Source organism: Trichocoleus sp. FACHB-40, assembly GCF_014695915.1.
Lineage (GTDB): Bacteria > Cyanobacteriota > Cyanobacteriia > Cyanobacteriales > FACHB-T130 > Funiculus > Funiculus sociatus.
Map to the genome: position 1 here is coordinate 1 of NZ_JACJPF010000116.1, position 26,409 is coordinate 26,409.

Below are 26,409 nucleotides of genomic sequence, written 5' to 3' on the forward strand. Positions count from 1 at the left end.
CCGTGGAAAACGAAGTTTACATCGCAAAAAATCAAGGTCACTCTTACACCCTGGATTTCGAGCGGCAACGACTAACCGTTGTGATGCCAGGTGGCAAACAAGTTACCCAATCCATCGAACAGGTTTACGACTAGATTGAGGCTAATTCCTGATTACTGGTGATCGCTTTCTCAACCGGCTGCCGCCCTTTTCCAATGCCAAAGCTCTGCCCTTTTTTCGCTGGGAATCAACGCCCAAATCGCCTGTTTAGCTTGCTGGCACAAATCTCGGATCATCCCAAATGCCGCAGTAGCCAGCTCAGGACAATTCGCAATCATCAGGTACTCTGCAAAGCCTACAACATCCTCCTGGGTAAGTCCTCCCGTCGCGCTCACCTCATCAGGTGACATTGGCACCTGATTATCTACATCTTGTGCCAGTGATTGTGACAGTTGCTCAGGGGTAGCCAATGACTGAGTATCAGGGCTGGTAGTAGTTTCAGCCATTTGGGACTGGATCACCCCCCCCATAGTCTCATATATATAAGTAGAAGGGGGGGTGATCCAGTTTGGAGTAGATTGGCTAACCTCTACCTCTTCATCCTGTGCGACAACCTCAGAAGTCTGGTGCTGCACATAAAGTTGGGCGTAGTGCCAGCTTGTTAATTCAATCTGGCGGTATTTAAATCGCGTCTGCCCTTCTACTCTGGGTGCCCAGTGCTTTGAGATGTCAAGTCCAATTTGTTCCATTAGCAATTCAAAGACCCAACTACCCGTTGACTGCTTAGGGTCGGCGGGTATGCTCAGGTTGAGCGCATCTTTGACGTGAGGAGCATTATCCCTAGCTTTCTGAGCCATTGCCCAAAAGTCTTGGGGTGTCCACTCTTCACCCAACTTTAAAAACTTGTCTAGCCCCAAATACTGACGGCATTGGCGGCGACGGGTATGGATTCTTAAATCCTGTGGACAAACACCCCGACCATGTTCTTGCTGTCGTTGGGCTGCTTTCACGTCTTTAGCGATCGCTACCGATTCATCAGAAGCTAGTAAATAAAAGTTGTCCAGTTTGGCTTTGTAACGCCCTCGGTCATCTTTAAGGCACATTGCCTGATAACCTGTGAGGACAGTTCCATCTTCCAGCTCGTGCTGGATGGCATCAATCAGAGGCTGACCGTAGTTTTTAAGCAACCAGGTCTTTTCAATGTCTAACTTCTCCTGGGGTGTCAAAGGCTTGTTGGATTCTTCCAAAGCTTTTAACCGCTCATCGTTCAAGATGGTGGCATTGGCTACGGCTTGGGCGTGTGCCAGCTCAATCCGCTGCCAAGACTCTTTCAGTCCTGCCTTGGTATCGTCGCCGCACATAGCAGCAACAATGGTTACATCGTTGTTCTCCGCCCTTAACCGTTCCTCTAGCCGTCGCCGCAGGTCTTTCATTGAGGCGTTGCGGTAAGCCGAGAGCTTGCAGTATAGGTCAAAGTGCGGGGAGTCCCATTCATCGGTGATCGGGTTGTATTGGGTTCCAAACCCCAGTATGTGCTTGCAATTGGCTTCATAGTTGCGCTGATAGTAGGCTTTTAAATCTTCAGGGAAGATTGAGCCATCTCCTACCATAATCAGCCCTTCTTCGGATGCCCAAACTATTCGCTCGACATCTTTGGGTCTAACTCTCCCTAATGCCTGAGCCGCATCAGCATCGGTCAGAATGCCGTTAAAGACACCAAATACTTTTTGGAAGCGGTTATTTACAATGGAAATGCCGCTAGTAACAGACGGGCTACAGCACAGCAATAACGTGTCTTTACTTGCCTGGTTAATATTTGTCAAATAGTCAATAATGGCAGGATCGCCGGTGGTGTCCGAGTTGATTTCAACGATCTGATTTGCCCATTCAGGATGTACCCGCCGCACGTATTCAGCGATGGACTTACAACCGCGCACTCCATTCTTACAATCATCAATTACAAAACTGGGTTCACCCGCTTCTAGTGCCATAAGTAATTCGTCAACAACGGCATCCGGGGTATCCGAATCCAGAAATGAAACCGGATAGCCTTCAGGTTGATAGTCGTTGCGAATGACTCTTAAAGGTGTTCCTTCAGGTGCCAACTGTTCGAGGTAATCGCAAATTAAATCGTTGGCATCGGCATCCATTGCTACCACCTTTCCGCCACCGACGATGGTCGCCCCAATCATTGCCTGGAGTGCCGCCAGAATCAGCGGACGCTTTCCCCCCTTGTTACAGGTATCGCCGAACAAATGCGTTAACAATTGCAACACTTCATCAGCAATCAGCAATCCGTTATTTTTAAGGTTCCTAGGGCTGAACGTATGAGCAGAATCTATGCAGAAACCAGCTTTTAATCCACCCGCAGTACCGCCGCGAGTTAAGTCCGTATGCCAGGTAATCCCGATCCGTTGGCACTCTTCACGCCCAAGAGCTATACGAGCGAACAGAGCATAAATATTATTGTGCTGCGGTGTTATGGGCGTAAGGGATTCGGTTTTTCCTGTTCCCTTAGCGGACTTCACCACGTAAACAGCGCCGCCTGGGAGGTCATCTAGGTTCAAATCCGGAGTATTTACGACTCGCCAAGGCACACGGGTAAGGGCAGTCAGCTTAACCCAGTTTGCTTCTTCAATGGCGAGTCGTTCTGCTTCTTTTTCTTCCCGCTTCCGCTGTTGCCCCTGAAGGAAAATGTCCCAAAGTTGTTCTGGAGTAATGAAAGCGATCGCGCTCGCATCTTCCAACTCGTCAATATCTGGTGAGTCCTTGGTTATTTGACCCCACCATGCGACTCTGACCTGATATCCCCAAGCGCGGCATAGCTCCCAGGTTTTCTGGTACTGTCCCATTACATGGGGGTTTTGCGCTGCTCCACCGTCTGGACATAAGGTAACTAATTTGGTTTCAAGCTCTGCCGATAACTCCTCAAGGTATTGCTTAAACTGCTCTTGTGAACCGGCGAAATTAGCACCAGACGCGCCAACAAATAGTTGGTTTAATTTCTGTGCGGCGATGAAAGGTTTGAGGTTTCCCTCACTCAAATTGATGCTAGTGCAGTCGATGCCCTCTTTACTAATTGGACGGGCGCAGGTGATGGGCAACTCCCCGTTTTGAAGGTGAACGGTCTTTTCTTTGAAGCTGGGCCATCGATACTTCCCCTGATCTTGCGGGTCATCCAGACGGTTCTGCCAGCCGATGATTCGGTTCTTGGTATCCCAAATCGGGCAAAGGATAGACCGCGATGCAACAGCAATGTAATGTCCTTGGAAGTCCAGTCCAAATAATCTAGGACTTCCTTCCACGCCCTGCCCAGGTTTAATGGTGCGGAACATCCCAGAGTCGATTTGGGCATCGCTTAACCCCCTGTCCCTGAGATTCTGGCGCTGGTCGTCGTGTAGGTAAAGTTGTTTCAGAAGATGGCGGGTTAGGCGATCGCGCTCCTCGATCGACAATTGCTGTTGATTGCGTCGTGCCTCTTCTTCTTTCCGCTGCTGTCGCTTTTGTTCTACTCTTTCCTGGCGAGCTTGCCAATCTGACTGATCCTCTCTAGCGGATTCAGCCCACATCGAGAAGCCATGAGCATCTTCCCCTACAAGCCTGTAGTCCACAGGTGATGCTTCAGAATCTCGGCAGTGAATCAAGTTGTTAACGGTGTTCTGGCGGCAATCTTTACGCGCACCGCTACAGACGGGACAGCTTCCCTTGAGGGCTTTGAAGGAGGTATTCATGCTTCGCCTCCTTCTTCATCAAAACCAAATTCAAACCGCCACTGACGCTCAGCCCAAGTTCTGGTTTTTCCCTTGTTTCGAGCGATCGCTGCTAGGTGATTCCAGTAAGTCAATCTATTGTCATCAGTGGGGTTATCCCCAAAGATTGCTGCCCGTCGCCAGTCATCTGGAGGGTAAAACTGGTATTCTTCCTTGAATCGGCAACTTGCCCATTCTGGAGCGTAATGGCGCTGAAATCCTACCTTAATTTGCTCTCGGAAGAAGTGAAATTTGGGTTTGTCTTCCTTCCGCAGTAATCGTTCTAGTTTCTGGGTTGATGCTACCTTCTCAGGAGCTGGAAATTCATATCCACAGCTTGGACAACGCATCACGCTGATGTGCAGCAGTGCCTCGCACTCAGGGCAGTCTTTGACGGGAACCTCTCCCTTTTCTGTATTACCGCCCTCTGTTAAGCTGATGTGTCGCAGGTCTTCTACAAACCCAAACCGCTTAACGTTGCCAGCTTGGTCTAGCACGACGCAATCTGTCTTTTCAGACTCTGGATGAATCCGCAATCCTCTACCGATTTGCTGGAAGTACAGCGCCTTCGACTTGGTTGGACGGCACAGTAATACATCTGACACACCCGGTACGTCGAAGCCTTCCTGCAAGGCTTGGCAGCTGGTTACAACCAACGTCTCACCTGTCGCCAGTCGGTCGTAGATTGGTTGCCTCTGCTTGCTGGTCATCGTGCCGTCAACGTGTTCCGCTGATATCCCGGCACGAAGGAAAGCCTCACGGGTGTGCTTTGAATGGGGGATGTTGACGGCAAAGACGATCGTTCTACGTCCTTGGCAGAGCCTGAGCCATTCCTTGACGATGCGTTCGACAACCTGGGATGTGTCGCAGGCGATCGCTAAATCAGATTCGGAAAAATCTCCACCAACTGTGCGAACTCCTTTGAGGTCTGCCCCTGGAATTCCGTAATAGGCAGGTTTCACCAGGAAGCGCATGTCCATCAATTCGCAAGGCATGGGAGCTGTCACCAGAGCCTCAAAGATATCACCCATCCCTTGATGCTTGGACAATCGCCAAGGCGTTGCTGTCAGACCGATATATAAGGCGCTGGAACACCATTCACTCATCATCTGACGGACGATATTAGCCCATCCTGTCTTGTGGCATTCATCGAGCAATACAACATCTGGCGGGATTTGGTTTTCCAGTCCGCGCCGTGCCAGAGTTTGAGCGCTGATAATTTGTACCAATGCTTCTGGTTTCTCTGCCCATCCAGCTTTGACAAAGCCGCACTCTAAGCCAAACTTCTTGAACTTGTCCCAGGTCTGGGCAATCAAAATGTCTAAGTCAACAACGAACCATACTCGCTTCCCGCGACTCGCTGCATCTGCAACAATCTGCGCGGCAAGAATGGTTTTCCCAGCCCCGGTTGGAGCGAAAGTTAAAATCTTTCTCTTGCCGCTGCGGATCAAGCTGTAAAGGTTTCGCTTGACTTCCAGTTGATAATCTCGCAGTTCTGGCGGCTTGAGTTCTGCAAGCTGTAGGGAAGTTTGCTGTGTCATACCCTGCACCCCCGATGTAATTGGTGTGCAAGATTCAGGCAGAAAAGTTGTGTTTCTTCACCCAGAAAGCCTAAGTTCTCTATTTGTTCTAAGCAATCTGTGAGGCGTTGTTCGGCGATCGCTTCCTGAAGTTGCTGCCTTGATACCTTGGCAGTGTCTTGGCACTGCGATCGCTTGGATGGAACGTTAGAAACGCCTAGACTTCCCCCCTCACTTGGGGTAGAATTGATACTGATAGTATTCATTTGTGGGTTGTCCCTTTGTGTTGATTGGGGCAACCCTCATCTATTTTTCCTTTGTGAAAAAGCTTGTAAAGTAGAGATACGTTAGTTGTCTGGTGACAAAAGGCAGGCGGTCTGGATTGGGGGCTACAAGCTTTTACCAGGTTGATAGCTGAAGGTCGCCAGATTTTCCTATGCAGCAGATTTGCTTGTTCTGGTAGCGTTACGCGCTTTCTGACGTCGTTCCCTGCGAGGAGCGAGGCGATCGCGCTTGGGCCGCGGGGTTCTGGTGTTGAGACTGGCTATTTGTGTGAGGAAGCTTGTCATGACTCGTTTCCAAAATACTTGAGCTAAATCTATGAGAACACAATTTTTCGACGAAAACTCGTTTGTGGATTACAGCTTGTATTGCTTGCCAGGTAAGGCTTTGGCGGTTTGACCTTTTTAACCCTTGAGTTCTACTTCTCGATTCCCCCTTCCCAGTCGGCAAAAATACTTATCCTGACCTGCGGCATCAGTTTTTCGATACAAAGACTTCCAATAAGTACCATTTCTTATTTCCCGATTTAATGCAGCGTAAGCCCTAATATAAGGCATCCACCATTTTTGCCGGAATTCATCGAAAATATTTGCTGTAAAAATGGATGTTTCAAACATTCGGTAATCATGTAAATACTTCTCAGCAAGTTCAATAGGGATAGGATTAATGTAGCTTCTTAATGATTCTAGAATTAGTTGACCTTGTTTATATTCTTCATTGTTTTTGCACTCCAGACCATTAGGGCTAAAAATCATCGAAATGTTAATAGCTTTTTTATTGGACATCATTTTGCCGAACCATTCAAAAGCATCGGTATAGGGATTCTCTCCCTCTTCTTTTTTGAGTCTAGGATGACACTGAATAAGTAAATTTAAAGTTGCATAAACGTATTCACCCCAAGCATTTAAAGCTTTACGCTCATTAGATTTCATTTTTCTGTAACCCGGAATTTTGTATTTTCGGTTAGTCCACCTATAGAGTATGTAATGGAAAGCGAAGTCCCAATGTTTTAAAGCATCGTCTGCAACACTTTTTCTAACCCCACTTGTTATCAACCCTTCCGGCAAGGCTGGATCGGAAGTAACAATAATTAAAGGCTGCTGAATAGTAGCTAACGCAGTTAATAGCTTAGGGTCAAGATCGGTAATTTTCAAAGCTTCATTGTTCATCCTTCACTCTATAGCCTCACTTCTTTGGCTTTTCTCGGAAACCTGAATAGTTGGCTCATTCAGGCGCTGGCAATCTACCCATTGCAGTCAATCTCGAAAGACTTCCAACCGTTCTCAACTGTCTTCACGTCGGATGGGAACTCCGAAATCTTTACAGTCAATTCAAGCTTTCCCTGAGTTCCCATAAACCGTGATAGCTCCTACACAAACTCAATGCAGATGCCCTAGCCGTTCAATCGTCGCGGTTGCTCCTCACGAATAAAATTTGTACCCCTAGGCATATTTTTGTACATCTGGGACATCATCTCGCTACGAGCTTCTTCGTCAAGTTTTCGCTGTCCTACAATTATTCCTTTTCCATCCTTAAATCTAAAAATCCCCCGCTCGTACTGACTGCGAAGATCATCTAGTAACTTGCTACCAGGATAAAGTTTTTCCCAGGTGGGTGTGTGCTTTTTGGCTAGGTTTCTAAAGTTAGCAAGCGCTTGGTGGTATGCCTCTTGTGCTGCTAGGACTCCCTCGGCTGCTTCTTGCATCTCATCGGCAATGGGTTTGCATTCCTGCTCTAGCGACGCTGTAAATTCTTCTTTCCTCTGTGCATACTGCCTTTTAAGATTTTCCAGCGATCGTTTAGCAATCGCTAGTTTTTGTCCGCGCTCTTCCGGCTCAGTGGCAAGGACAAGCTCGGTCTTAAAAAGGCTTAGGAACGAGTTGTCATTAGGGTGTGCCTCGCCTTTCAAGGGGTTTTCAATGAGGCTAAGTGCTTCCTCTAATTGATTGATTTCTTTTTCAAGTGCTTTTAGCTCTTGTTGTAAATCCATCTGAATATCCTCGAAGGTACTTTTCGCATACTACTACATGGCAATTTGACAACTTTTTTCAAATGCTTTTAAATATTTATGGTGGTTTCACTTATTCCATCTCTCGTTTTGATGGAGTGAAAAAATGAAGGCTGAAAAGCTTTTCCGGTAAAGGCTTCGCTCTTTTTAACGCAATTCAGAAATGCTATAGCTTGCCTCTTAATACCTTACCTTTTCCCCATTTTTTTCACATCTTTTCCACAAATTTATACAATCTTTTCCACAGGATTGTGGAAAAGATTATTCAACTCTGAAGTCAACACCTGAAGGGAAACCTTTCGTTGAATTAGCCATAGGTTTTAGTATGTAAGCCTCAATAATCATTGCGATTGCTCCTCATCATCGCCATCCCACCCCTCTAGAATCTGCGCGATCGCCTCAACAACATCTAGCCAACATCGAAAGGTTCGCCTTCCGATGTTGCCAATCAGCACGGTTTTGGCAGTAGCCCTGCACGGCTGCAAGTACGGCGGAAACCCCGACATCGTGGCAAAGTTGGTTAATTATCTTAGTAAGTGCGATCACGCCGCTTGGATGACGTTCGATAAAAGCGCCTGTTGGGACTAGCTGCCTCCAACGCACATCAAGGATAAATCGGGCAAGTTCCAAATCTTCGTACATCATCCCCCCTTGCGAGTAGCACTAGGCGAGGAGCTTTCTTTGAGGCGTTCTCCAAGCAACTTCGTGAAATCTTCGGATTCCACTAACTGCTCTACCGTCTGCCGAACTACCTCAGTCATGGTTAATCCCTTGAGCTGGCAGTAGAGTTTGAATTTTTCCTTCAGTTCAGCGGGCAAGTAAAGCCTGATTATCTCCTGCCCATCCCTTTTTTCTGCCATCCACCACATATCCAAAAGATGTAATTCCATAGTACCTACAGTAGTGTTCTTATCTAAAGGGGCATTATATGGCTTGACATATTTGTACCCTACAATTACTATAACAAACATAGATGCAACACGGCACTAGAGGCACACAGCACGGTTGCAAGTGGCGATCGCCCCTGCACTCCGAACATAAGTGCTTCAAATGCTCAACGCATCAAGTTTTTGACTCATTACACAAGGAATCAAAACAATGGTTGCCCCTAACTTTTCGCAGTTAACCAGATCCTACGGAATGGCAGTGAAGTAAAAATGTCAACACAAATCCGTGTAGTTTTGTCACGAGAAGTCAAGCCAATTGTTGACCAAATAAAGCAAGTTACCAGTGCAACTTCCACCAGTGAAGTTGTTACCCTCATGCTGACCCGCTACGGAAAACATTTCATTGCGTGGTGGCTGTCTAATCCACATCAGAACGAGCTAGCTGCTGCTCCAGTTCTGCCAGATGAGTTTGTAATTCCACAGACCGAATAAGTCCAAGGCAACGCGATCGATCATCAGAGTTGTGCATCTTTCAGGGTGCATCTGATACCACAATCAGATGTAAAAAAGATGCAAGACAACAACAATCGACCAGTTCCAAAATTCCAGCTATGGGAAACTGTCGTGATGCGCTATCTAGATGGCGTAACCGATGACATTTACGAAGATTTTGGTGTTATTACCGGGCTTGCATTCGCGGCAAGTTATTTAACTGGTTTACCAGGGGAACCGCGATGGACTTATCAAGTTTTATGCACGGGAAAATCCCTGAAGCATCAGGTGACAGTCGGGGAGGACGAGATTCAAAAATTCCCAACTTTCCAAGATTTCACCCAGTAGTAACAAAGGATTTTTACTATGTCATCCAAATTATGTCCTGAAGATTTCCCCAAACCAAAATACCCGTTAGGCACAGAAGTTTTGGTCACTGCCCCTGCCCCTGATGCAAGCGGCGTTCCTTTTGTCTCTGTAAGACGGGTTGTCGGTGTGTTCCTGAATCCTAATCTTCCCAATCTAGAACCGTTCAAATGCCTGGGCTGGCTGTACTTGACCGAACACGAGAATGAGCATGAAGGTCGATATCAAACCTTAGCGAAAGAGGTGGACGTGTCACTGCCAGTACCGCTCGAAGACCTTCCCAGCGCACTTGAAGACATTATCGGAGGACTTGAACGTCTCCATGCTTCTACCGACCTCTGGGCGAAACAATCAATCGATTTGCCTGCACGGATAGATGAACTTCAGGATTCCGTTCGGGCGCTCATTGAGGAGATTGAGGAACTGCACGATCGCCCGTCCAAAACCAATTAAAAACCTGTCAGTTCCAGCGGCATAAATCCCGCATGACACGAAGCGATTATCAGGGTTGCATCAATCAAAACAACATAATCAAGTTTGAAAGATGCAACAATTTCCAATCGACAACAACGACCGTCCGCTGATTCCTAAAGGGAAAGAAATCCCAGGATTCAAGCACCTAAAAAATCCAATGCCGGAGGGGGTTAAGCTTCCAAAATTTCAACTCATGGAAAAAGTTTTTCTGCACAGGACTTCCGACGGTCACGACTCCCACACTGATGAAGCGAGAGTTATGGGCATACTGCACAATCCCAGCCAAATGACAAATAGCGATTCAGATAAGCTGTGGGTGTATCTGGTTGAATATTTGGATCGTCAGCTCTTTTGCGTTCAAGCGCTTGCGCCAGAGTCAGAACTGTATCGTGCCAAAGCCCGTTACCACCTTTGGCAAGAAGTTGGCTTTTACGATCGCGTTGGGGTTGTTAGTGGAATCATGTTCGGTGCTAACGCATATTGGGTTGAAGACATAGGCCCTGAGTGGGGTTGGACTTACCTGATTAAGTTCAGCGATCGCTCCGAAATATTCGCGCACGAGGACGAACTGCGATCACTACCTAAACCTAAAACAGACGAACCCGGTAACACGAAAAACTCCCAGCAGAACTACGACAACAATTAAAAAATTCTGTCAGTGCCCAGCGGCGTGAAGCCTGAGAAACTCAACCGCTGGCACCGGCTCCCTTCAAGCACACGACAAGGAGCAATTTCATGATGACATCAACAAAACAATTAATCGAAGCTGTACAGCGTGCCGAAGTCCTGCACCCCCTCGCACTGGAAGCGTTTGGCTTGAAGATTGACGCGATCGCTGATGCAGTTGGGGTAGAAGTTGAAACCCTGCGGCAGTATCGAGCTGGCAAAAATTCTCGTCGTCGTCGTCAGCCAGGAAGAAGCACTCAGATGTTGGCAGCGCGGAAGGCGAAAGAGCTAGCAGCTAACTCCACGACACTGAAATATCCGCACTTTCTCGTTCGGTATCTTGCTAACCCATTGGGACGAGCCGTACAAATGGCTACACCGAGCAGTGACCGAGCAGTGACCGAGCAGTGACCGAGCAATAAAGGAATTGAATCATGGGCGCGATCGCGCTCCCCCCTTATTACCAAACAGGAGACAACCTAATGTTACTTGCCCCACAGTGCCTAGAACTACACCCAGTGACGGTAAAAGAAGCATTTGAATGGGATGACACTACCACCGCTTACCACCTTGGCATTACCGAGCGTGCCATGCGTTCTTACCAGTTCCGCCCCACTTCCAAGAGCCGTCGCAACCCTGACAGCGATCGCCTGCAACTAACTTGGGAGCGTACCGAAAAACTGTTGCGCCAAGGTGCTGTTCCCAAAAAGCCTGAGCTACTGCCTCCAGAACTTAGGCAGCTTATGGGGCAGCAATAGAAGTAATAGCAAAACGTAAGCGCAGGAATACCACATGACAACGGATGTAATCGAGGTTGTCAACAACTTGGGCTGGGAATACGGCGTGGGGCGAAACAGTGCCATCATTTACGCTCCCAGCCAACAAGAAGCTGACAAGTTCCTCGATGAGGCGGTAGAACAACTGGAAAAAGCTGCTACACGCCTGCAAGGAAAAATCAAAATCGCATGGCAGGGGTGCCGTCGCCCTTACACGATTAGCGGATCAACAGAGCATTAAATGCAAATAGAAGGGAGAAGATATTATGCACCCACGCGACCTACGGGCAAAATACAACCTAAGCATCAGTAAACTAGCGTTCTTCCTGTGCCGCGACCATCGCACAGTCGAGCGTTATTGCAGTTATGCCGATCCGATTGACCTCCCTGAAATGGTGCTGGGATATTGTTGGCTTCTCGATAATTGGTTCAGTCAGCAAGGCAAGGTAGCCCCACCCCCGTTTTTATTCGACCCGACGTTTTGACGGAAGAAACAATTGAAATGCGTACCCGCATCGATCGATGCGGGTTATTTTTTGGCTTATATCCGGAAGTTACCGGAAGTTACCGGATTGCGCTAACCTCCGGTAACTTCCGGTGTCTAACATTCAACACACCCCCAGCCAGGGGGTACGTTCAATGTTAGACACTTAAACTGTCGCTTGAACCGTTGAACCGCCACTCTGAACCGCTGAACCAACCAACTGGCGAAGCTTTCGGAGCTTTAGGCAACGGTTCATGAACCAGTTCAGTTCGCGGTTCACACCCCTGAACTTGACCTGTGAGCAGGTTTAGGGGCGTGAACCTGAACTGTGAACCGAACTAAACGCATCAGCAGCAAAAATTTATTGACGATTGATTTTCCATTACACAGATTTGATCCAAGTTGCACACCTTCAAGTCGCTCAAATGAGTGACACTCACCTGAACTGCTATAAGTACGTATCTAGTACCAGGCACGAATGACGTGATTATTTGGGGGAGAGTTGAGTTGGAGCTGGATGAGTCCTGGTCAGGCTGTCAGCCGCCCCTATATCCCTTAGCGGGGGCTAGTGGATCGGTGTTGGAGCGCAGGGAATAGAATCTCAAAGGACGAGCCATCAAAAAGCCCCTACAATTATCGTGCAGGGGCTTTTTAGTTGGTTATTGGTAATTCCGGCAAAGTTGTGTTGAAACGGTTTTTAGTAAATTAGCTACATTCCTAAAAAGTGAATACTCGTTTTGAGAGGTAAGTATGGAAGCCAAAAGCGATAAGTCTGAAAATTCATATAAAGATTCTTTGTTTGCCCAGCTCTATGATTTCGTCGTCGAACGATTAGGCAGACAAAACTTGGATTCGGATCTTGTAAGGCTCTGTTGTGAGCGATTTGGTGATCCAGTATTAGAGATGGGATGTGGCACCGGACTTGAGCTTCTCCCATTAGCAAAGATGGGCTTTTCGGTAACGGGTTTAGATAACTCTCCTCAAATGTTGAGTGTCTTTGAGCAGAAACTGAGCAATGCTGAACCAGAAGTGAGGAACAATGTTCAATTAATAGTTGGTGACATTATTGATCCACCTATCAATCGAAGCGATTTTCGCCTAATTTTGTTTATTGGTAGCCAGTTTTTGCATCTCAAGACCGATGAGCAACGGCTTGGCTGTCTCCAAAATAGTCGTCGTCTCCTCGCTGACGAAGGTGTTGTACTTATATGTAACTCAAAGCTGACGGAAAAACTTGAATACAATTGGATAGAACAACCAGGAAAACTTGATGATAAATGGATATTACAGGCTCAAGGCAAAATAGTGCATGATGCCTACCAGGAAGATTTAAAACTTATCCCGAAATCTCAAGGGGAACAAGAACATTTGTTTCGATGGCGTCTTTACCCTGTTGAAGACGCTCATATGAAAGAGTTAATAAAAAAGTCTGGCTTACAGTATGTTCCTTTGCCACCAGACATGCCTATAAGACCAACATCATTTTTTTATCTATGTAAAAAATGATTATATCAGCCGTTTGACGAAGCTTATAGCTCCAGGCGTATACATTGAGCAACTACTTAGTAGATCCGTTTTGAATTAGCTTGGGCGATCCAAATCTACTTTGAGATATACCCGATACAGCTTTGATTCACCGCGATTTTTGTAGGGGCTGCTTTCCTCCAGGATCTCTAGGAGATGGTGATCTTGCATCTTATGAATCAGTTCTAGAAAAACTTTCAAATCTGATTCAGTACCTGTTAGTCGCATCTCAATCCGGTGGTTAGTCACTAGGCGACACCTCTAATAAAAACAATTCAACTCTTGAATCCCAGGATTGTTCAAGCTCGTGTGTTTTTTGGAGTACCGTTTCGGCTATCGGCACAGACCAACTCTTTTTGCAACTGTTGCAAAGCCATTTCTGCTTTAGGGTGCCATCCTTGTTTTTGCGGATGCCCTTATTCCGAATTTTCGCAGCCTCTCCACAGTTTTGGCATCGGGGCTTGTCCGTTACTTCACTTGGCTCACTTGCTTCGACCTGGGGCGGAGTTGTGGTGGAAAAGGCGATCGCTTCTTGGTCTGAAATCTCGCTTTCAGAAGCCGCTTGGGTTTCAGATTCCAGGTTGAAAAGTTTGAGCCGAGCCGCGTCTAGCCTGCGCTGGATATCTTCCTTCTCTGCCTTAACATCAACTAACTCCTTCCTAACCTCGGTGAGCTTAACCCGCAGTTCCTGGTCGCGCTGCTCGAAGTCCTGAATTTTGGCATTCCGTTCGATGACCGCCTGCGTTCCTGTACTTTGCCTGAGTGCTTCATTCTCGCTTTTGAGTCGTTCCACCTCGTTACTTAAGCCGCCCTCCTCAACTTTCCCCGCAGCTCTGCCCTCAACTCAGCTAGTTCCTGATTGATAGGCGCGATCGCTTCACTAACTTTCTCGTCTAGACGCGATTCTATATCGTCTAGCTGGAGGGTTGGCGCTGCCGGTGCATCCCCAGCTCCTATATAGTTCTGTACAAAATCAGTCAGCGCATCCGATGCTGTCTTGCCATTGCGCCGTGCCTGTGCCTTGAATTCCTCCCAAAGGTCAGGTTCTATCCGGAAGGTTGCCAGTTGGGTCTTAGTGTCGCTCATGTCTATATCCTATATCTAATGTATATACAGTATAGCTTCAATCTAGGCAATATAGACTTTACACAATCTTTATCTATATTTATCTAGATTGTATTGACAACATGAAATAGATTGTCTATATTAATGTATAGACAGGAGAGAGGTAAACGCTACACACCCGACCCTGAAACCGCCGCTACATAAAGGACACAAGACAATGTTTAACCAAATCAAGACCATCACGCTCGGAATCGGATACGGCTTATACTTGACCCTCCTCGCACCCACGGAGCAACGGAAGGCAGCACTAGCAAGGGTACGCAGCACGCCACAGCCACAACCAGAGGCGCAACCAGAACCGGAAGAAACAATGCCCGATCCTTGGACACTGCCAGCCAGCGAAGCGCCTACCCCAGTTCAGCAGCAATCCAAAGTGATCGCGCCCCTACTACTGCTACCAGCCGCGCAAGAACAAGTCGAACCCGCCAGCACCGAACAGCCCAAAAGTGAGATTAACCTCTCTGCCCTAGACTCAAGCACACTCCGAAAACTTTGCACTCAGTACGGCATCGCGTGGAAGAACATCCGAGGACAAGGCAAGCACATGAAAAAAGACGCGATGGTATTTCAACTAGAACGAGTAGCCGCTGCCGCCTAACACCCGCGACCTGGAGGAAGTCCCAAAAAGCCTCACATCAAATCAAAAGGGCGATCGCGCTCCGTCCAAAGAAGCGATCGCCCCAATCACCCAAAACAAAGGTAATTAATCCCATGCTATTTCAGAATGACATCCAGAATCTACAGTCCGAGATCGCAAACTTTGAGGCAATCATCGCAGCCCGTCAATCTCGCATCGACCAATTGAACCAAGCTGAAACCGTCGCAGATGGAGCAATTCAGTCCTTACAGGATGCCGTCGCCAAGGTTTCAGAATTGGCACCGGACGCGATCGCGCTGCTAAAGTCCGCAGTAATGGGACTATTCAGCAGCGACGAGGGGGGCAACAACAACCCCAGCCCAGAACCAGAGCCAACACCCGACGATGACGGCAACAATAACCCAGGCAGCTTTGATGACTTTGGCGGCGATGACCATAACCTAGCAGCTGATACAGACGGCGGCGATATCTCAACCGATGATACTGAGGGCGATCGCATTCCAGCAGGTAGCCTCGTTCAGATCGAGAACCCAGCGACGGGCGAGAAAATCTCCTGGGTAACACCAGCCTCGGCACCTACGGAAACTGACCAACCTAGCCAAAGCTACATCCATAAAGTGAAAGAACGGTTCCGTTCAACACTGGGCTACAAGCACATCTCAGTCGCAGCGCTAACACCTCACTTTGTCAAGGCTGCGCTCCGTAACCGCACCGACAAATTTATGAGCGCAGTCAACTTAGAACGGACGGGCAAACAATTTTGGATCGCCGTCGATTCCTGGTTGCAGGATTTTGAGGCACATCGGGCTGTGCAGCCCGTTTTTACCTTTCAAGAAACCCCAGAGTCTAGCCCCTTAACGCCTGAGTTTTTGGTATATGAAGGTAGCGTGTGCATCGGCAAAATCAGGGAGAGCTTGACGTTGGGAGGCTGGATTCATAAAAATCGCAGCCTCCAGCACCCGTTCAAATGTCGGGAGGATGCTGCGGCGGATTTGCTGGCTCGATACCAGAAGGAGCAGGAGACGTTGCGCAAGTCGCATAACGAAGTCTTAGCAGCACACGGCTTTTAGTCTGCTGGCTTGCGATGTTGTGTCTGCTTTAGACACAACATCCTTCTCTCTAAAAATCTCTCAGAAAAACCTGTAACAGGTATAATGTCTGTATAGCAAGGCTTTCAACTAGAATGAATAGACCAGTCGGCGGTAGGACAAAAAAAGCGGACTACACCACCTCTGTACTACGAGTGCCAGACCCGGTGAGGGGGGAAGTCATTAAAGTTATAGAAAAATTCTATAAAGCTAGACAGCCCAATAAACCTGTAACAGGTTTATCCCCATACTGGCAGATTCCAGCCTCCTTAATTCCTGAATTGCTGAACCTTAGCGGCGATGAACCGGACTTCGATTGGTACTGCGGTATTGAGCAACAGTACAAGAAATGGTGGAAGACGGACGGCAAACTCCAGTGGGAGAAAGTTTGGCGCAAGAACTTGGAACGATTCTTGAGCTTGGCAGATCGGGTGAACAAATGTTTGTTTCAAGTGGACAACACTTGGGCGATCACGTTCCCCAAAGACGTTTCGGAAGCAATCAAGCGGTTGCACGAGTACCGTTTAATCCACCTGGATCAGCCTGCCACTGCTGCCAGCCCTCTAGAAACTGTGCAATGGGTAGTTAAAGCGTCCGATCTGGAATGGGGAATTGTTGACGCTTTGCAGGAGAAGCGATGGGGCATCCTGAAAGCTTTAGAGGTAGGGGTCTACCCGCCTGTGAACCGACGTGAATATTGGTTGAAGCGCTACTCCGAGCAATTGGGTAAAACTAAAGTTAACTACTGGCAGTGGCGACAAAATCCAGAATCACGGGCGATCGCTAACGAACTAAACCAACTACTAGAACTGCCGGAGCCGGAAGAAGACGCGCGGCGAGTGCTTGAGGTTTTGGCGGAAGGGAAAGACCCTTTCTACAAGCCGGAGGGAGGGATACACATCAGCTTTGAGGCATTCTCGAAGTTAGGCGCTCTTGGCACCTGCGAACCTGCCATAAAACAGCGCTGCCGCGAAGCATTCAGGCAGTGGCATCAAATAGTTTTGGCTCAACTGGGCAAGAATTCCTTGGAAGGAATCTACCGAGTCTGCTATAGCTGCGATTGGAATCTGATTGAATCCATCCTTGCGCCGCCTCTAGTAGGGGAGTGGTGGGAGGTTCTAGAAGTCTTGCCCAACGCTACCTTAGAGCAAGTCAAAACCGCGTACAGGACAGCCGCTAAGCTTTGGCACACAGACGTTAACAGCAGTCCCATCGCAAAAGCCCGAATGATAGCGCTGAACAAAGCACGGGAGGAAGCGGAAGCAAGTTTTACTTACAGGTATAAAGTTTAGCGATCGCCCACTCGTCTCAGGTAATTGCATCGCCTCATGACCTTGACTGCATAAGGCGTTACAGGTATAAAGTCTAGCGATCGCCCGCTCGTCTCATCGTCCCCCAGTCCTCATGGTCTGGGTTAAATTTTCTGCGCCAGTACAACATAACCGGACTAATGATGTACCAAAATGACCGAAAATTACTACATGGTCAAGGTCGAAAACAGTCACATTTCACCCCAGGAGACATTGCCTCTAGACGCGCACGAGAGGCTAATCGAAATGTGGATACACGGGCGCAGCCCTCACACCCAAGAATTATATAGGCGCTATGCTCAGCGGTTTTTAACTTACCTTAACAAGCCGCTGCACTTGGCGACATTGGCGGATGTCCAAGGCTGGCAAACAACGCTAGAAGAGATGGCACCCAACAGCCAACGCACTGCGATCGCGTGCATCAAGTCTTTGCTGACCTTCGCTCATAAACTGGGATTGATGCCCCTCAATGTTGGTCTACCCGTGCGACAACCTAAAGCCAAGGACGCAATCAACGAGCGCATTCTGACTGAGCTACAAGTCCAGTCAATGATTTGCCTGGAAACTGATCCGCGTAACCGAGCGATTTTGCGGCTGTTGTACAACGGGGGGTTGCGGGTAAGCGAGTTGTGCGCCCTAAAGTGGCGGGATTTAAACTCCCGTGGGGATTCGGGTCAGGTGACATTATTCGGGAAAGGTCGCAAGACTCGAACTGTACTGCTGCCAGAGGGGGTATGGAACGAGCTGTGTGAGATGCGCGGCGATGCCAATGACAATGACGCGGTATTTCCATCCAGGGAAGGCGATGCCGATGGTCATCACCTCGACCGTTCACAGGTTTATCGGATTGTGGCAGCGGCGGGTAAACGCGCTGGGATTAAAGGTAAGGTATCACCCCATTGGTTGCGCCATGCTCACGCTTCCCATAGTCTCGACCGAGGTGCGCCGATTCATTTAGTGCAGGCGACGTTAGGGCATGAGAGCGTAGCGACTACCAGCCGATATCTTCATGCCAGACCCAATGACAGCAGCAGTTTGTATCTTCCTGAATAAAAAAAAAACTTACGATTCTTTGCAATGTAAGTATTAGTTTACTGGTGAATAAACCTCTGGTACGTAAGGCGTGAACACTCGCCAGGTTTTCTTCAACAGGGGGAACCGTAACGTAACAATGACTATTACAGCCAGATTAATTTCCGTCCGCGAAGCTAGGATGCGATCGCGTTCAGCGCCTTACGGTATCAGAAATTTAGCCACCCTTAGTCGGGAAATTGTTTGTTTAACCGAGCCAAGTGTTCAGCGTCTTACGGTATCAGAGGTATTATTATACGGTATCAGAGATATTATATTGACAAAGTTGTACCAAAAATGGTACAACTTTGTTATGGATGACAATAAAACGAGTTCCTGCAAGCTTCTATAAAAATGAAGGCGACAAAGAGCCTGTCCGAGACTGGTTAAAAAGTTTGGGAAAGGACGAACGTACATTAATTGGAAAAGACATAAAAACAATTGAATTTGGTTGGCCAATCGGAATGCCAACTTGTAAACCCTTGGGAAAGGGTTTGTATGAGGTTCGCACTAACCTACCAGATAAGATTGCACGTGTTATTTTCTCTTTTTGGAATAACGAATTAGTTCTGTTGCATGGTTTTATAAAAAAAACGCAGGCTACCCCAAAAAAAGACTTAGAACTAGCTCTGACTCGCAAGCAAGATTTGGAAAACAGAACATGACTACTAATCCTCGCATCGGTTCTTCTCTTGATGATCTTCTAGAAGAAGATGGTGTGCTTGAAGAAGTTGAAGCGGTTGCTTTGAAGCGCGTTGTCGCTTGGAAAGTTTCTGAAATAATGAGAGAGAAAGGAATTAGCAAGGCAGAAATGGCGGCAGAGATGAAAACAAGTCGCGCGTCTCTGAACAGGTTTCTTGATCCACAAAACCCGTCCGTAACGTTACATACCTTGGTAAATGCAGCCAAGGCTATCGGTGGAAAGTTATGCCTGGATTTGGTTTTACCACCAAGTGCTTTCCCTGCTTCACCTTCACCTTTGGTACTAGAAAGGGAATCTCAAGCTGCGCGGCGTGAATTCTTGAAAGTAAAAAGACAATCTCAAGCTGCGCGGCGTAAATCTTCGACACTAAAAGATCAAGCGCTAGCCTCTCGGCATAAATCCTTGGTATAGGAATACTTGATTAATGTAAAGCCCCTTCTAGACAATTCTAGAGGGGGCTTATTTTTGGTTTGCGGAGGTAGAAGGCAACTCCGTAAACTGGAAGCGACTATACAACTGTGTGGTGTAATTGCTCCCCGCATTAGCGATCGCCCATTGGGAAAATGGGTGTTTCAGCCCAGATAGTCTGTGTAAATTCACATTTACATAGACTATCTGGGCTGAAATGAAGGTAACAGACACTCATCCATGTGGATGAGTGTCGCTTCTAGCATGGGTTTTAGCCATTATCAACGTGGTATTGAAGGCGATCGCTCACAAACTGTCCTATACCAGACAAACCCATAGATCCATAGAGTTCTCGTTCTTTTCGCTTTATTTCCTCCAGTTTTTCGATCGCGTCGTTCAGTTGTAGGCTAATTAATCGCTCGTATCGCGCTAATTGTTCGCCAGACAGGGACAACCCAGCAGCAGATGTCTCTGCCTCCGCCAACTGTTTAGTAATGCGGCGCTTCTCCAGCTCAGAACTTTTCCCAGATAGTTTTTGTTTGATTTTCAGTATTGCCACGTCGCCTACCGCTGCCTCAATACCCCAAAGGCGACGCAAGCGTAACCAACCCATTGAAATCGTTTCGATGAGTAAATATTCGATCGGATCGCGAGGCTGATACTTCTCAATCAAACCTGCCACCATTGCATCGAACCATTCGCGATCTTCAGTACAAAGCATGGGCGGTTTCGTTGCCAGTAGCCCGTGCTTAACGCTGTTGTGACGAACGATCGCCTTGCCGCGATCAGTCCGCGGCCCAGTCGATTTTAGGGAGTTTTTTCTGTTTTGTGCGGGGGAACTTGGCATTATATTCATCCAGTTTTTGTTGCTGTTATGGGGTCAGTTCTGAACTGAAATTACGTGCCTCCATCTTATCGAGCGCTAGTGTTATCCCTATTACTAACTGAGTAGTTTAACTAATTCGTCCTTCTTCTTCTTGCTGTAGCCAGGTATCCCGCGCTTCTTAGCCATATCTCTTAACTCTCCAGCCGTTAAGGTGCTCAAGGTAGTAGAGTCTTTGATAAGTTCAGGCAGGGGTTGAGGGGTTAAGTAAAAAACTTCCTTCAAAGCATTGAGTTTTTTACCTGTTGTAATACCACACTTAAGTTTTGTAATCGGCTCTAATGTCTTCCAATACTGGCGAGGAGCTTCATCAATACGATCGGTAGCAATCAGAAGCTTAACGCTCTTGAGATCGGTACCGGGTTTTTCAATTAGATACTGAAGCGCTGCCTTAATATCATCTCGTGTAGCTGTAGTGAGGTTAATTTTTGGAGTTACTTCGCCTGCTAAGACTTTAGTCAGTTCTACAGATTCGTCGCTAGGATCGGCAATAATGCACCAGACCTTCTCTAATCCAGCTTCTTCAACAACAGCATAAATAAATGAGTTACCAATGACTTCATATTGGTCTTCGCCAGTTTCTTTAACAATTACAGGAACCCAATTACGACCACCCGACTTAGTGAGTTTTTTGGCAGTAGCGGTAATCAAAAACTCAGGGGCATCTGTTCCTTCGCCAGCTTGGATCTGATCCATGTACAGGTGCATCAGGTTGCCAATATCAGTTAAGTTACTCACTGTAGAAAATACTCCTTTGCTAATTCTAAATAGTAATTACGAGCTGTTTTATCTTTGTAGGCAGCGGGTACGCGAGAAAAAGCTGCATTAGCTATATGAGCATAGCTAGGTAGTTCAAAAATATGTCTATCTTGCTTCGCTTGAGTGTAACGCGGATAAAAATAAGGACGCAAATTAAACTTACTGGTTGGGGTTTGTTTGATAAGTTCTTCTATTGCTTTATGAGCAGTATTACGCCCTGCATCCGTAATATTTTCACCATTGAAAAAATTGGTAGGGCAATCGGCCCACCATCTTTTCTTAATTGTTGAACTTGAGGAATAAACTGTTTGATAGCCACAGCAGCATTCTCTAGCGAAAAGATGTTGTTATGCTTCGTTGGAATAAGAACAACATCTGAGGCATATATAGCGCTTTGGCTGAAAAAACGCCAGTTAGGAGGTGAATCAATCAAAATATAGTCATACTCATACTTTAGGCTGTCTAAAATTTGGTAGAGTCTTCGTATTCCAAAGTTTTGGCGTAATTTATCTTCACCCTGACTGCCTAAGTCTTCATCAGCCGGGATAACATCAATCTGAAATAAGTGTCCCGTTTTTATGTTTTTTGTTCCAAACGATTGAATCACATTGCTGGGATTAACTCTGTTTTTTCTATCTTCAAGGTAAGAGTATAACGTTTCTGTACCTTGTTTAATTCCTAGGGAATTTGTAAGGTCTTGTTGATTTGGATCGAAGTCAATAATTAAAGTCTTTTTTTCTTTTAACGTGAGAACAGCCGCTAAATTTACTGTTGTAGTAGTTTTACCAACTCCACCTTTATTGTTGTAGATAGCTACAGTCAATGCCCGTGGTAGATTTTCAATTTTTTGTTTAATATTTGTTACAATTTCACCGAGATTATCTGGCGTAATATCAAGGCACGGTGTTGCTGGATAGATAACTTTGCCGTGTTTCCTGAATAGCTGTATGTGGATTGAATTAGTAATAATACCCCACTGCACAGTTTTACAGTTACTGGCCAGCAAGTAGCGCTTAAGTTGCTTAACTGTTGATTGATATTGTGCAGATGCCTCGCTCAGGTTAACGTCTCTACCCTTTAGTTCAAGCAGAAGATAAGGGTTGGCTTGAGTAGCTAAGAAAATATCTTCATTGGTATTACGACGAAGAGCATAATCAACTGGCCCACCATCCCCAGTATTGTACTGGGGAACACGTTCCATTATTTCAAAACCAAGCGCCTTCAAAAATTCTGAGCCGAAAATTTGATCGACTATAGATTCCTGTGCGTTTTCAGGGAGGTTCAGCAGCGCTTGACTAAGTGTTTGCTCATTCATAATTCAAGGATAAAGAAACGATTAACTGATAAGACTCTGCTAAGGGTAATTTTTTTCGTTTTACTAGCAGCACCAGCGTTGTATAGATGCGCTCGTTGTGGCCGGATTATGCCATTACACAAATCATTAAAACCATAAGGAGCAAATAACTGCCATTGTCCTCGATCACGCCACAGAATGCCTACAGATGTCGCCGTGTGGGGTCAGTCAGGGGAAAAACCAGCGTTCCTGCAACCATCTACTGACATTTACGTTGGTCAGCCGGAATACAAGCCTTTGCGCGCTCGCTACCCACAGCTTCATTCGCCAACGAAGCGATCGCCCAAGCCAGCGCCAAAAGTTACCCTGCCTGGCTAAGGGGGTAAGTCCATCGTCGGTAATCGTTGGCACACCTTAAATCAGAGTTTTATCGCTGGTTGTTGATGCCTAGTGATGGTATCTGGTGGCAATCGATGGTTACTTTGCTTCCGACGACAAGAGCGATCGCACTGAATTGACTATTCGGCTGCTTCTGTAAACTCCACACCCCATCGGCTTAGCTTCACATTCAAGTCTAGTGGATTTGCGATTTACGGTAGCCTTTCAAAATTTCTATGATTCAGGACACACGCATCATCTTATTCAGCGTTTTTCCGAGTAGACGCGATCAGTATCATCATGGCTATCCGCGCACTCAAACTGAAGTTCACTCCAAGCAAGGCACTCAAAAAACAACTGGTGCTGATGTCCTGGGCTGCACGGGATTTAACCAATATTTTGGTTGCTCACGCTCGATATATTAGAGAACACAAAGGTCTGGCGTGTGAGGTAGTTCCTGCTCAAGGTGATAGCTGTACTCTTCAAACTTGGGATAGCGAAAGTAAAAAATGGATTGATGCCCCACGAGAGGGTAATGGTGTTCAACACGCGATTGTCCCTTGTATGGTGCCAATCACCCAAAAGCCTAAAAAAGGGGAACTCAATAAGGCTAAGCCACTAATCAAGCCACACGGGGAGACTGCCGAACAGCGTTGGGAGGTAGGACTGGGTTGGGAAATTCTTCAAGCACTTTACTCTGGTAAAGGTTGTCTCTGGCCTCGCACCAATACTGACCGCATAATTTCCAAAGGGAAGCGGAAAGGCTTAACAGAAGTCGTAGAAGTTACAACTCAGCAGAAGCCAAAAGCTGAGTACAGCCTGAGTTTTGAATATGATGAAAAACCGCATACAGTAACCCTCAGTGCTAAAACGGTCGGGGTTATCACACGCAACTTTGATGGGAACTTCAAAAGTTTTTTTAGTAATCTTAGGCGCGGTGATCCAAATGCCAAGCCGCCTTATAAAGAACGGAATTACGTTCCTATTGTCTTCAATAAGGATGAAATCCGCTGGGAGGGAGAAGGTCTAAGACTCGGCTCCGTATCGCAGAACAAACGACATCAAGGAATTACTATTGCCTTCCCAGCATTGAAAAAGTTAAAGGGTCAACAGTTCCAAGATGCGAAAGTTACCCGCTCCTTGAACGGTGAATACTGGCTGCATCTGACCCATGAAAACAATGTTGAAAAGAATCCCGAACTAACGGGAATTGGTGCCATCGATTTTGGGCAGAAGCGAGCCATCGTCATTGCTAACCAGAAGGGCGAAACGGCTACGATTTCGGGTAATAACATCTGCGCGGTTAAACGAGTCCGCGATCGCCGCCTAAGAGAAATTGGGCGTTTACGCAGTCGCACTTTACGGGGGCAGGCTCGTCAGTACCTTAGTAAGAATGAGCAAGACAAAGCACTAGAGAAGAACCGGATCAAGCCAGGATCTGGGGAAAAATACGTTCGGAGCTTGGTTGCTCAAAGGCGACGGGACGGCAAAGACGGTCAAGGGCGAGACTTAGAAGCAATTGGGCAGAAACAACCAGGAACTCCTTTTAGGAAGCGATCTCGTCGGCAATTTAAAATACTCGAAGCATCCCGCAAACTCTCTGCACGATCGCGTCGCGCATTGGACTATGCCAACCATTGCGTCACTAGAGCTGCTGTGGATTGGGCGGTCGAAAACAAAATTGGCACCATCTACGTTGGTGAACTTGACAACATTCCCAAAGGCAGAAAAAAGGGAAATCGTCGGATGAAGCAGGTGAAGCGCAACAGCCTGTGGGAGTGGCCTACGCAGACAAAATATTTGGCGGATAAGCTCGTTGAAGCTGGCGGTATCGAGGTTAAAAAAGCCAGCGAGCGATTCACCTCTCAGAAATGTCCTCAATGTGGCACGCTCAATAAACCGAGCGGTCGCCGCTACCACTGCCGACCCAATAAGGGGGGATGCGGATGGAAAGGAGACAGAGACCAAGTAGGGGCAGTTAACTTCTTGAATACCTGCCTTGAACGGGATATAGGCGAACCGGGTAATTTAGTGCCGGGACGCAATTACATACTTCGCATTTCGCCAGCAGCGCGGAAGCGAAAGAACCCACGGACTGCCCCAGCAGGACGGAAAATCCGCTCTGGTTTACCAGGGTGTGTGGGGACGCCGATTGGTCGGCATGCTAGTGGGAGGAGCAGCCCCGCTAGCAGTTTTGAACCTGCGGAGGAAACAGCCAAAGGGCATCGCGCAAGCGATCGCAATGACGAGGATGGCTCTGATTTGCACGCCCCTAAAACTGTCCGTACACCCCGATGCGAGTCGGGAATTGGGATCTATTCTAAAAGCTTAGGTCTGATGCAGGTAAGTGCTGGTTCAGGGGACTGCGAAAAATCTTCCCCTGCTACATCTGGGATTGGTGACACCAGTAGCCAACCCTCAACCCTCAAGACTGGGGCAATAAAAGCTGATTCAGGAATAACTCAGTGCGCGGATGTGGAGGTGTTTTCAAGCAACATCGCCGAAGAACAACCCCAAACTAGCTCTCACAAAGGAAAGCGTAAGCCTATCACAAGTCAGAAAATTCGCGCTAAGTCAAAAACCCTTACTCCGTCCGAGGTTTGCAACAATTGCGAGCCACCTACAAGGAAAAAGGCTGAATCTAAAATCCGCGCAAGGACTAAATCCGCGCAATCGGAGTCTGCTATTCAGTTATCGCTTGACCTGTGGGGGACTGCCCCTGAAATCGATTCCTGGAACAGCTAAGGGTTGCAAGTTCGAGGTGTATAAATCCCTTGTGGGAAGGCGACCTGAAATCGATTCCTGGGGCAGCTAAGGGTTGCAAGCTTTGTGTGGTGGCGCATGATTCGTCGGGGTTGGCCTGAAATCGATTTCTGAGACGGCTAAGGGTTGCAAGAGCCGCAGCGCGAGGAGGATTGGCTTTTAGCCTGAAATCGATTCCTAGGACAGCTAAGGGTTGCAAGCAAGCAAAAACACGGCAACAAATATCGGGGCTTCCTGAAATCGATTCCTGGGACAGCTAAGGGTTGCAAGTGATCGCTTACCTTCTATGATAGAAGCCCCTAAACCTGAAATCGATTCCTGGGACAGCTAGGGGTTGCAAGAGCGCAGCGCGAGGAGGATTGGCTTTTAGCGACACCTGAAATCGATTCCTGGGACAGCTAGGGGTGGTTGTTAAGGTGGGATTGTCTTTGGACAATCGGGAACACTAAAACTGTAGCCGTTGGTTCTTTGCTCATGTTTACTCCTAAATCTGGTCTAGCTCTGCTCCTCCTATTCTCTACGCTACTAGGAGCCACCAAGGCAACCGCTCAACCGATCGACGGAAACATTTGCCCTGGCGAATCACAAATTTACCGCATGGCGAGAAGCCGGCATTTTCACCTGTACATCTGCTCCCAAAACGACCAACCTACCTACTATGTAGGCAATGCTACGAATGGCAGCAGCAGCATTACCCTCCCCCTGGCATCCGTGGAAAACGAAGTTTACATCGCAAAAAATCAAGGTCACTCTTACACCCTGGATTTCGAGCGGCAACGACTAACCGTTGTGATGCCAGGTGGCAAACAAGTTACCCAATCC

Annotated in this window: 31 protein-coding genes and 1 pseudogene; 18 read left to right on the plus strand and 14 right to left on the minus strand. The window is 47.3% G+C overall.

Features of this window, described 5'->3' with window-relative positions; translation table 11 throughout:
* Positions 1 to 170 precede the first annotated feature (170 nt).
* The 7 genes from H6F63_RS27970 to H6F63_RS28000 all read right to left on the minus strand — a co-directional run bounded on the left by H6F63_RS27970 (position 171) and on the right by H6F63_RS28000 (position 8,428).
* Positions 171 to 3,710, minus strand: coding sequence for a plasmid replication protein, CyRepA1 family (locus H6F63_RS27970; protein WP_190640540.1), 3,540 nt, complete (start codon positions 3,708 to 3,710; stop codon positions 171 to 173).
* Positions 3,707 to 5,269 carry a DEAD/DEAH box helicase family protein gene (locus H6F63_RS27975; protein WP_190640541.1) on the minus strand — a complete coding sequence of 521 codons (1,563 nt, stop codon included), beginning with the start codon at positions 5,267 to 5,269 and terminating at the stop codon, positions 3,707 to 3,709. The genes H6F63_RS27970 and H6F63_RS27975 overlap by 4 nt, the downstream gene beginning before the upstream one ends.
* Positions 5,266 to 5,514, minus strand: a complete 249-nt coding sequence (locus tag H6F63_RS27980) for a hypothetical protein (RefSeq protein ID WP_190640542.1) — start codon at positions 5,512 to 5,514, stop codon at positions 5,266 to 5,268. Before H6F63_RS27980 ends, H6F63_RS27975 begins: the two co-directional genes overlap by 4 nt.
* 420 nt (positions 5,515 to 5,934) lie before the next feature.
* Complete coding sequence (locus H6F63_RS27985) at positions 5,935 to 6,699, minus strand: hypothetical protein (protein WP_190640543.1); 765 nt, start codon at positions 6,697 to 6,699, stop codon at positions 5,935 to 5,937.
* Between the two features lie 224 nt (positions 6,700 to 6,923).
* Positions 6,924 to 7,520, minus strand: coding sequence for a hypothetical protein (locus H6F63_RS27990; protein WP_190640544.1), 597 nt, complete (start codon positions 7,518 to 7,520; stop codon positions 6,924 to 6,926).
* 417 nt (positions 7,521 to 7,937) lie between these two features.
* Positions 7,938 to 8,183 (minus strand): hypothetical protein, encoded by a 246-nt coding sequence (locus H6F63_RS27995; RefSeq protein ID WP_190640545.1) that lies wholly within the window; start codon positions 8,181 to 8,183, stop codon positions 7,938 to 7,940.
* On the minus strand, positions 8,180 to 8,428 hold the full coding sequence (locus tag H6F63_RS28000; RefSeq protein WP_199298330.1) for a hypothetical protein: 249 nt from the start codon (positions 8,426 to 8,428) through the stop codon (positions 8,180 to 8,182). Before H6F63_RS28000 ends, H6F63_RS27995 begins: the two co-directional genes overlap by 4 nt.
* A gap of 267 nt (positions 8,429 to 8,695) precedes the next feature.
* On the opposite strand from H6F63_RS28000, the gene H6F63_RS28005 reads away from it, so the two are divergent.
* The 9 genes from H6F63_RS28005 to H6F63_RS28045 all read left to right on the plus strand — a co-directional run bounded on the left by H6F63_RS28005 (position 8,696) and on the right by H6F63_RS28045 (position 13,189).
* Entirely contained in the window at positions 8,696 to 8,917 is a 222-nt protein-coding gene (locus tag H6F63_RS28005) for a hypothetical protein (protein ID WP_190640546.1), read from the plus strand.
* A gap of 78 nt (positions 8,918 to 8,995) precedes the next feature.
* Positions 8,996 to 9,265: a hypothetical protein gene (locus H6F63_RS28010; RefSeq protein ID WP_190640547.1), complete on the plus strand. Its 270-nt coding sequence runs from the start codon at positions 8,996 to 8,998 to the stop codon at positions 9,263 to 9,265.
* Positions 9,266 to 9,283: 18 nt separating this feature from the next.
* A complete protein-coding gene (locus H6F63_RS28015) occupies positions 9,284 to 9,736 on the plus strand; it encodes a hypothetical protein (RefSeq protein ID WP_190640548.1) in 453 nt (150 codons plus the stop codon).
* A gap of 91 nt (positions 9,737 to 9,827) precedes the next feature.
* On the plus strand, positions 9,828 to 10,403 hold the full coding sequence (locus H6F63_RS28020; protein WP_190640549.1) for a hypothetical protein: 576 nt from the start codon (positions 9,828 to 9,830) through the stop codon (positions 10,401 to 10,403).
* Positions 10,404 to 10,492: 89 nt separating this feature from the next.
* Entirely contained in the window at positions 10,493 to 10,834 is a 342-nt protein-coding gene (locus tag H6F63_RS28025; protein WP_190640550.1) for a hypothetical protein, read from the plus strand.
* A 71-nt stretch (positions 10,835 to 10,905) separates the two neighbouring features.
* Positions 10,906 to 11,181 carry a hypothetical protein gene (locus tag H6F63_RS28030; protein ID WP_190640551.1) on the plus strand — a complete coding sequence of 92 codons (276 nt, stop codon included), beginning with the start codon at positions 10,906 to 10,908 and terminating at the stop codon, positions 11,179 to 11,181.
* Positions 11,182 to 11,215: 34 nt separating this feature from the next.
* Positions 11,216 to 11,440 carry a hypothetical protein gene (locus tag H6F63_RS28035; RefSeq protein ID WP_190640552.1) on the plus strand — a complete coding sequence of 75 codons (225 nt, stop codon included), beginning with the start codon at positions 11,216 to 11,218 and terminating at the stop codon, positions 11,438 to 11,440.
* A gap of 25 nt (positions 11,441 to 11,465) precedes the next feature.
* Complete coding sequence (locus H6F63_RS28040) at positions 11,466 to 11,684, plus strand: hypothetical protein (protein ID WP_190417024.1); 219 nt, start codon at positions 11,466 to 11,468, stop codon at positions 11,682 to 11,684.
* 749 nt (positions 11,685 to 12,433) lie between these two features.
* Positions 12,434 to 13,189 (plus strand): class I SAM-dependent methyltransferase, encoded by a 756-nt coding sequence (locus H6F63_RS28045; RefSeq protein WP_190640553.1) that lies wholly within the window; start codon positions 12,434 to 12,436, stop codon positions 13,187 to 13,189.
* Between the two features lie 75 nt (positions 13,190 to 13,264).
* Here the strand turns inward: H6F63_RS28045 and H6F63_RS28050 are convergent, their stop codons facing one another.
* From H6F63_RS28050 to H6F63_RS28060, 3 genes are read right to left on the minus strand one after another with little or no spacing between them, the layout of a single operon-like run.
* The gene (locus H6F63_RS28050) at positions 13,265 to 13,456 is read right to left on the minus strand and encodes a hypothetical protein (protein ID WP_190640554.1); all 192 of its coding nucleotides are present in this window, start codon (positions 13,454 to 13,456) and stop codon (positions 13,265 to 13,267) included.
* Complete coding sequence (locus H6F63_RS28055) at positions 13,449 to 14,000, minus strand: hypothetical protein (protein WP_190640555.1); 552 nt, start codon at positions 13,998 to 14,000, stop codon at positions 13,449 to 13,451. The genes H6F63_RS28050 and H6F63_RS28055 overlap by 8 nt, the downstream gene beginning before the upstream one ends.
* Before the next feature lie 8 nt (positions 14,001 to 14,008).
* Positions 14,009 to 14,293, minus strand: a complete 285-nt coding sequence (locus H6F63_RS28060) for a hypothetical protein (RefSeq protein ID WP_190640556.1) — start codon at positions 14,291 to 14,293, stop codon at positions 14,009 to 14,011.
* A gap of 196 nt (positions 14,294 to 14,489) precedes the next feature.
* Between H6F63_RS28060 and H6F63_RS28065 the strand changes: the two genes are divergently transcribed.
* The 6 genes from H6F63_RS28065 to H6F63_RS28090 all read left to right on the plus strand — a co-directional run bounded on the left by H6F63_RS28065 (position 14,490) and on the right by H6F63_RS28090 (position 19,513).
* Complete coding sequence (locus H6F63_RS28065) at positions 14,490 to 14,930, plus strand: hypothetical protein (protein WP_190640557.1); 441 nt, start codon at positions 14,490 to 14,492, stop codon at positions 14,928 to 14,930.
* A gap of 113 nt (positions 14,931 to 15,043) precedes the next feature.
* A complete protein-coding gene (locus tag H6F63_RS28070) occupies positions 15,044 to 16,000 on the plus strand; it encodes a hypothetical protein (protein WP_190640558.1) in 957 nt (318 codons plus the stop codon).
* Positions 16,001 to 16,113: 113 nt separating this feature from the next.
* Positions 16,114 to 17,310 (plus strand): J domain-containing protein, encoded by a 1,197-nt coding sequence (locus H6F63_RS28075; RefSeq protein ID WP_190640559.1) that lies wholly within the window; start codon positions 16,114 to 16,116, stop codon positions 17,308 to 17,310.
* 171 nt (positions 17,311 to 17,481) lie between these two features.
* A complete protein-coding gene (locus tag H6F63_RS28080; protein ID WP_199298331.1) occupies positions 17,482 to 18,381 on the plus strand; it encodes a tyrosine-type recombinase/integrase in 900 nt (299 codons plus the stop codon).
* A gap of 335 nt (positions 18,382 to 18,716) precedes the next feature.
* Positions 18,717 to 19,064: a type II toxin-antitoxin system RelE/ParE family toxin gene (locus tag H6F63_RS28085; RefSeq protein WP_190640560.1), complete on the plus strand. Its 348-nt coding sequence runs from the start codon at positions 18,717 to 18,719 to the stop codon at positions 19,062 to 19,064.
* Entirely contained in the window at positions 19,061 to 19,513 is a 453-nt protein-coding gene (locus tag H6F63_RS28090; protein WP_190640561.1) for a helix-turn-helix transcriptional regulator, read from the plus strand. The genes H6F63_RS28085 and H6F63_RS28090 overlap by 4 nt, the downstream gene beginning before the upstream one ends.
* Before the next feature lie 268 nt (positions 19,514 to 19,781).
* On the opposite strand, the gene H6F63_RS28095 is transcribed toward H6F63_RS28090, so the two are convergent.
* The 4 genes and pseudogenes from H6F63_RS28095 to H6F63_RS31240 all read right to left on the minus strand — a co-directional run bounded on the left by H6F63_RS28095 (position 19,782) and on the right by H6F63_RS31240 (position 22,646).
* On the minus strand, positions 19,782 to 20,357 hold the full coding sequence (locus H6F63_RS28095) for a hypothetical protein (protein WP_190640562.1): 576 nt from the start codon (positions 20,355 to 20,357) through the stop codon (positions 19,782 to 19,784).
* Between the two features lie 93 nt (positions 20,358 to 20,450).
* A complete protein-coding gene (locus H6F63_RS28100; protein ID WP_190640563.1) occupies positions 20,451 to 21,131 on the minus strand; it encodes a Rho termination factor N-terminal domain-containing protein in 681 nt (226 codons plus the stop codon).
* Positions 21,128 to 22,467, minus strand: a pseudogene (locus tag H6F63_RS28105) (ParA family protein). The gene H6F63_RS28100 and the pseudogene H6F63_RS28105 overlap by 4 nt, the downstream one beginning before the upstream one ends.
* A complete protein-coding gene (locus H6F63_RS31240) occupies positions 22,464 to 22,646 on the minus strand; it encodes a nucleotidyltransferase family protein (protein ID WP_190640568.1) in 183 nt (60 codons plus the stop codon). The pseudogene H6F63_RS28105 and the gene H6F63_RS31240 overlap by 4 nt, the downstream one beginning before the upstream one ends.
* On the opposite strand from H6F63_RS31240, the gene H6F63_RS28115 reads away from it, so the two are divergent.
* From H6F63_RS28115 to H6F63_RS28125, 3 genes are all read left to right on the plus strand, one after another.
* The gene (locus H6F63_RS28115; RefSeq protein ID WP_190640564.1) at positions 22,645 to 22,824 is read left to right on the plus strand and encodes a hypothetical protein; all 180 of its coding nucleotides are present in this window, start codon (positions 22,645 to 22,647) and stop codon (positions 22,822 to 22,824) included. The two genes, H6F63_RS31240 and H6F63_RS28115, sit on opposite strands and share 2 nt — an antisense overlap.
* A gap of 300 nt (positions 22,825 to 23,124) precedes the next feature.
* The gene (locus H6F63_RS29595; protein ID WP_199298333.1) at positions 23,125 to 25,569 is read left to right on the plus strand and encodes a zinc ribbon domain-containing protein; all 2,445 of its coding nucleotides are present in this window, start codon (positions 23,125 to 23,127) and stop codon (positions 25,567 to 25,569) included.
* A 492-nt stretch (positions 25,570 to 26,061) separates the two neighbouring features.
* The coding region (locus tag H6F63_RS28125; RefSeq protein ID WP_190640565.1) for a hypothetical protein at positions 26,062 to 26,409 on the plus strand (348 nt) is incomplete at its 3' end.

Excerpts from the sequence above, each read along its gene's own strand:
- H6F63_RS27970 (WP_190640540.1), bottom strand. The coding sequence starts at position 3,710 with ATGAATACCTCCTTCAAAGCCCTCAAGGGAAGCTGTCCCGTCTGTAGC.
- H6F63_RS27975 (WP_190640541.1), bottom strand. The coding sequence starts at position 5,269 with ATGACACAGCAAACTTCCCTACAGCTTGCAGAACTCAAGCCGCCAGAA.
- H6F63_RS27980 (WP_190640542.1), bottom strand. The coding sequence starts at position 5,514 with ATGAATACTATCAGTATCAATTCTACCCCAAGTGAGGGGGGAAGTCTA.
- H6F63_RS27985 (WP_190640543.1), bottom strand. The coding sequence starts at position 6,699 with ATGAACAATGAAGCTTTGAAAATTACCGATCTTGACCCTAAGCTATTA.
- H6F63_RS27990 (WP_190640544.1), bottom strand. The coding sequence starts at position 7,520 with ATGGATTTACAACAAGAGCTAAAAGCACTTGAAAAAGAAATCAATCAA.
- H6F63_RS27995 (WP_190640545.1), bottom strand. The coding sequence starts at position 8,183 with ATGATGTACGAAGATTTGGAACTTGCCCGATTTATCCTTGATGTGCGT.
- H6F63_RS28000 (WP_199298330.1), bottom strand. The coding sequence starts at position 8,428 with ATGGAATTACATCTTTTGGATATGTGGTGGATGGCAGAAAAAAGGGAT.
- H6F63_RS28005 (WP_190640546.1), top strand. The coding sequence starts at position 8,696 with ATGTCAACACAAATCCGTGTAGTTTTGTCACGAGAAGTCAAGCCAATT.
- H6F63_RS28010 (WP_190640547.1), top strand. The coding sequence starts at position 8,996 with ATGCAAGACAACAACAATCGACCAGTTCCAAAATTCCAGCTATGGGAA.
- H6F63_RS28015 (WP_190640548.1), top strand. The coding sequence starts at position 9,284 with ATGTCATCCAAATTATGTCCTGAAGATTTCCCCAAACCAAAATACCCG.
- H6F63_RS28020 (WP_190640549.1), top strand. The coding sequence starts at position 9,828 with ATGCAACAATTTCCAATCGACAACAACGACCGTCCGCTGATTCCTAAA.
- H6F63_RS28025 (WP_190640550.1), top strand. The coding sequence starts at position 10,493 with ATGATGACATCAACAAAACAATTAATCGAAGCTGTACAGCGTGCCGAA.
- H6F63_RS28030 (WP_190640551.1), top strand. The coding sequence starts at position 10,906 with ATGTTACTTGCCCCACAGTGCCTAGAACTACACCCAGTGACGGTAAAA.
- H6F63_RS28035 (WP_190640552.1), top strand. The coding sequence starts at position 11,216 with ATGACAACGGATGTAATCGAGGTTGTCAACAACTTGGGCTGGGAATAC.
- H6F63_RS28040 (WP_190417024.1), top strand. The coding sequence starts at position 11,466 with ATGCACCCACGCGACCTACGGGCAAAATACAACCTAAGCATCAGTAAA.
- H6F63_RS28045 (WP_190640553.1), top strand. The coding sequence starts at position 12,434 with ATGGAAGCCAAAAGCGATAAGTCTGAAAATTCATATAAAGATTCTTTG.
- H6F63_RS28060 (WP_190640556.1), bottom strand. The coding sequence starts at position 14,293 with ATGAGCGACACTAAGACCCAACTGGCAACCTTCCGGATAGAACCTGAC.
- H6F63_RS28065 (WP_190640557.1), top strand. The coding sequence starts at position 14,490 with ATGTTTAACCAAATCAAGACCATCACGCTCGGAATCGGATACGGCTTA.
- H6F63_RS28070 (WP_190640558.1), top strand. The coding sequence starts at position 15,044 with ATGCTATTTCAGAATGACATCCAGAATCTACAGTCCGAGATCGCAAAC.
- H6F63_RS28075 (WP_190640559.1), top strand. The coding sequence starts at position 16,114 with ATGAATAGACCAGTCGGCGGTAGGACAAAAAAAGCGGACTACACCACC.
- H6F63_RS28080 (WP_199298331.1), top strand. The coding sequence starts at position 17,482 with ATGACCGAAAATTACTACATGGTCAAGGTCGAAAACAGTCACATTTCA.
- H6F63_RS28085 (WP_190640560.1), top strand. The coding sequence starts at position 18,717 with ATGACAATAAAACGAGTTCCTGCAAGCTTCTATAAAAATGAAGGCGAC.
- H6F63_RS28090 (WP_190640561.1), top strand. The coding sequence starts at position 19,061 with ATGACTACTAATCCTCGCATCGGTTCTTCTCTTGATGATCTTCTAGAA.
- H6F63_RS28095 (WP_190640562.1), bottom strand. The coding sequence starts at position 20,357 with ATGCCAAGTTCCCCCGCACAAAACAGAAAAAACTCCCTAAAATCGACT.
- H6F63_RS28115 (WP_190640564.1), top strand. The coding sequence starts at position 22,645 with ATGCCTACAGATGTCGCCGTGTGGGGTCAGTCAGGGGAAAAACCAGCG.
- H6F63_RS29595 (WP_199298333.1), top strand. The coding sequence starts at position 23,125 with ATGGCTATCCGCGCACTCAAACTGAAGTTCACTCCAAGCAAGGCACTC.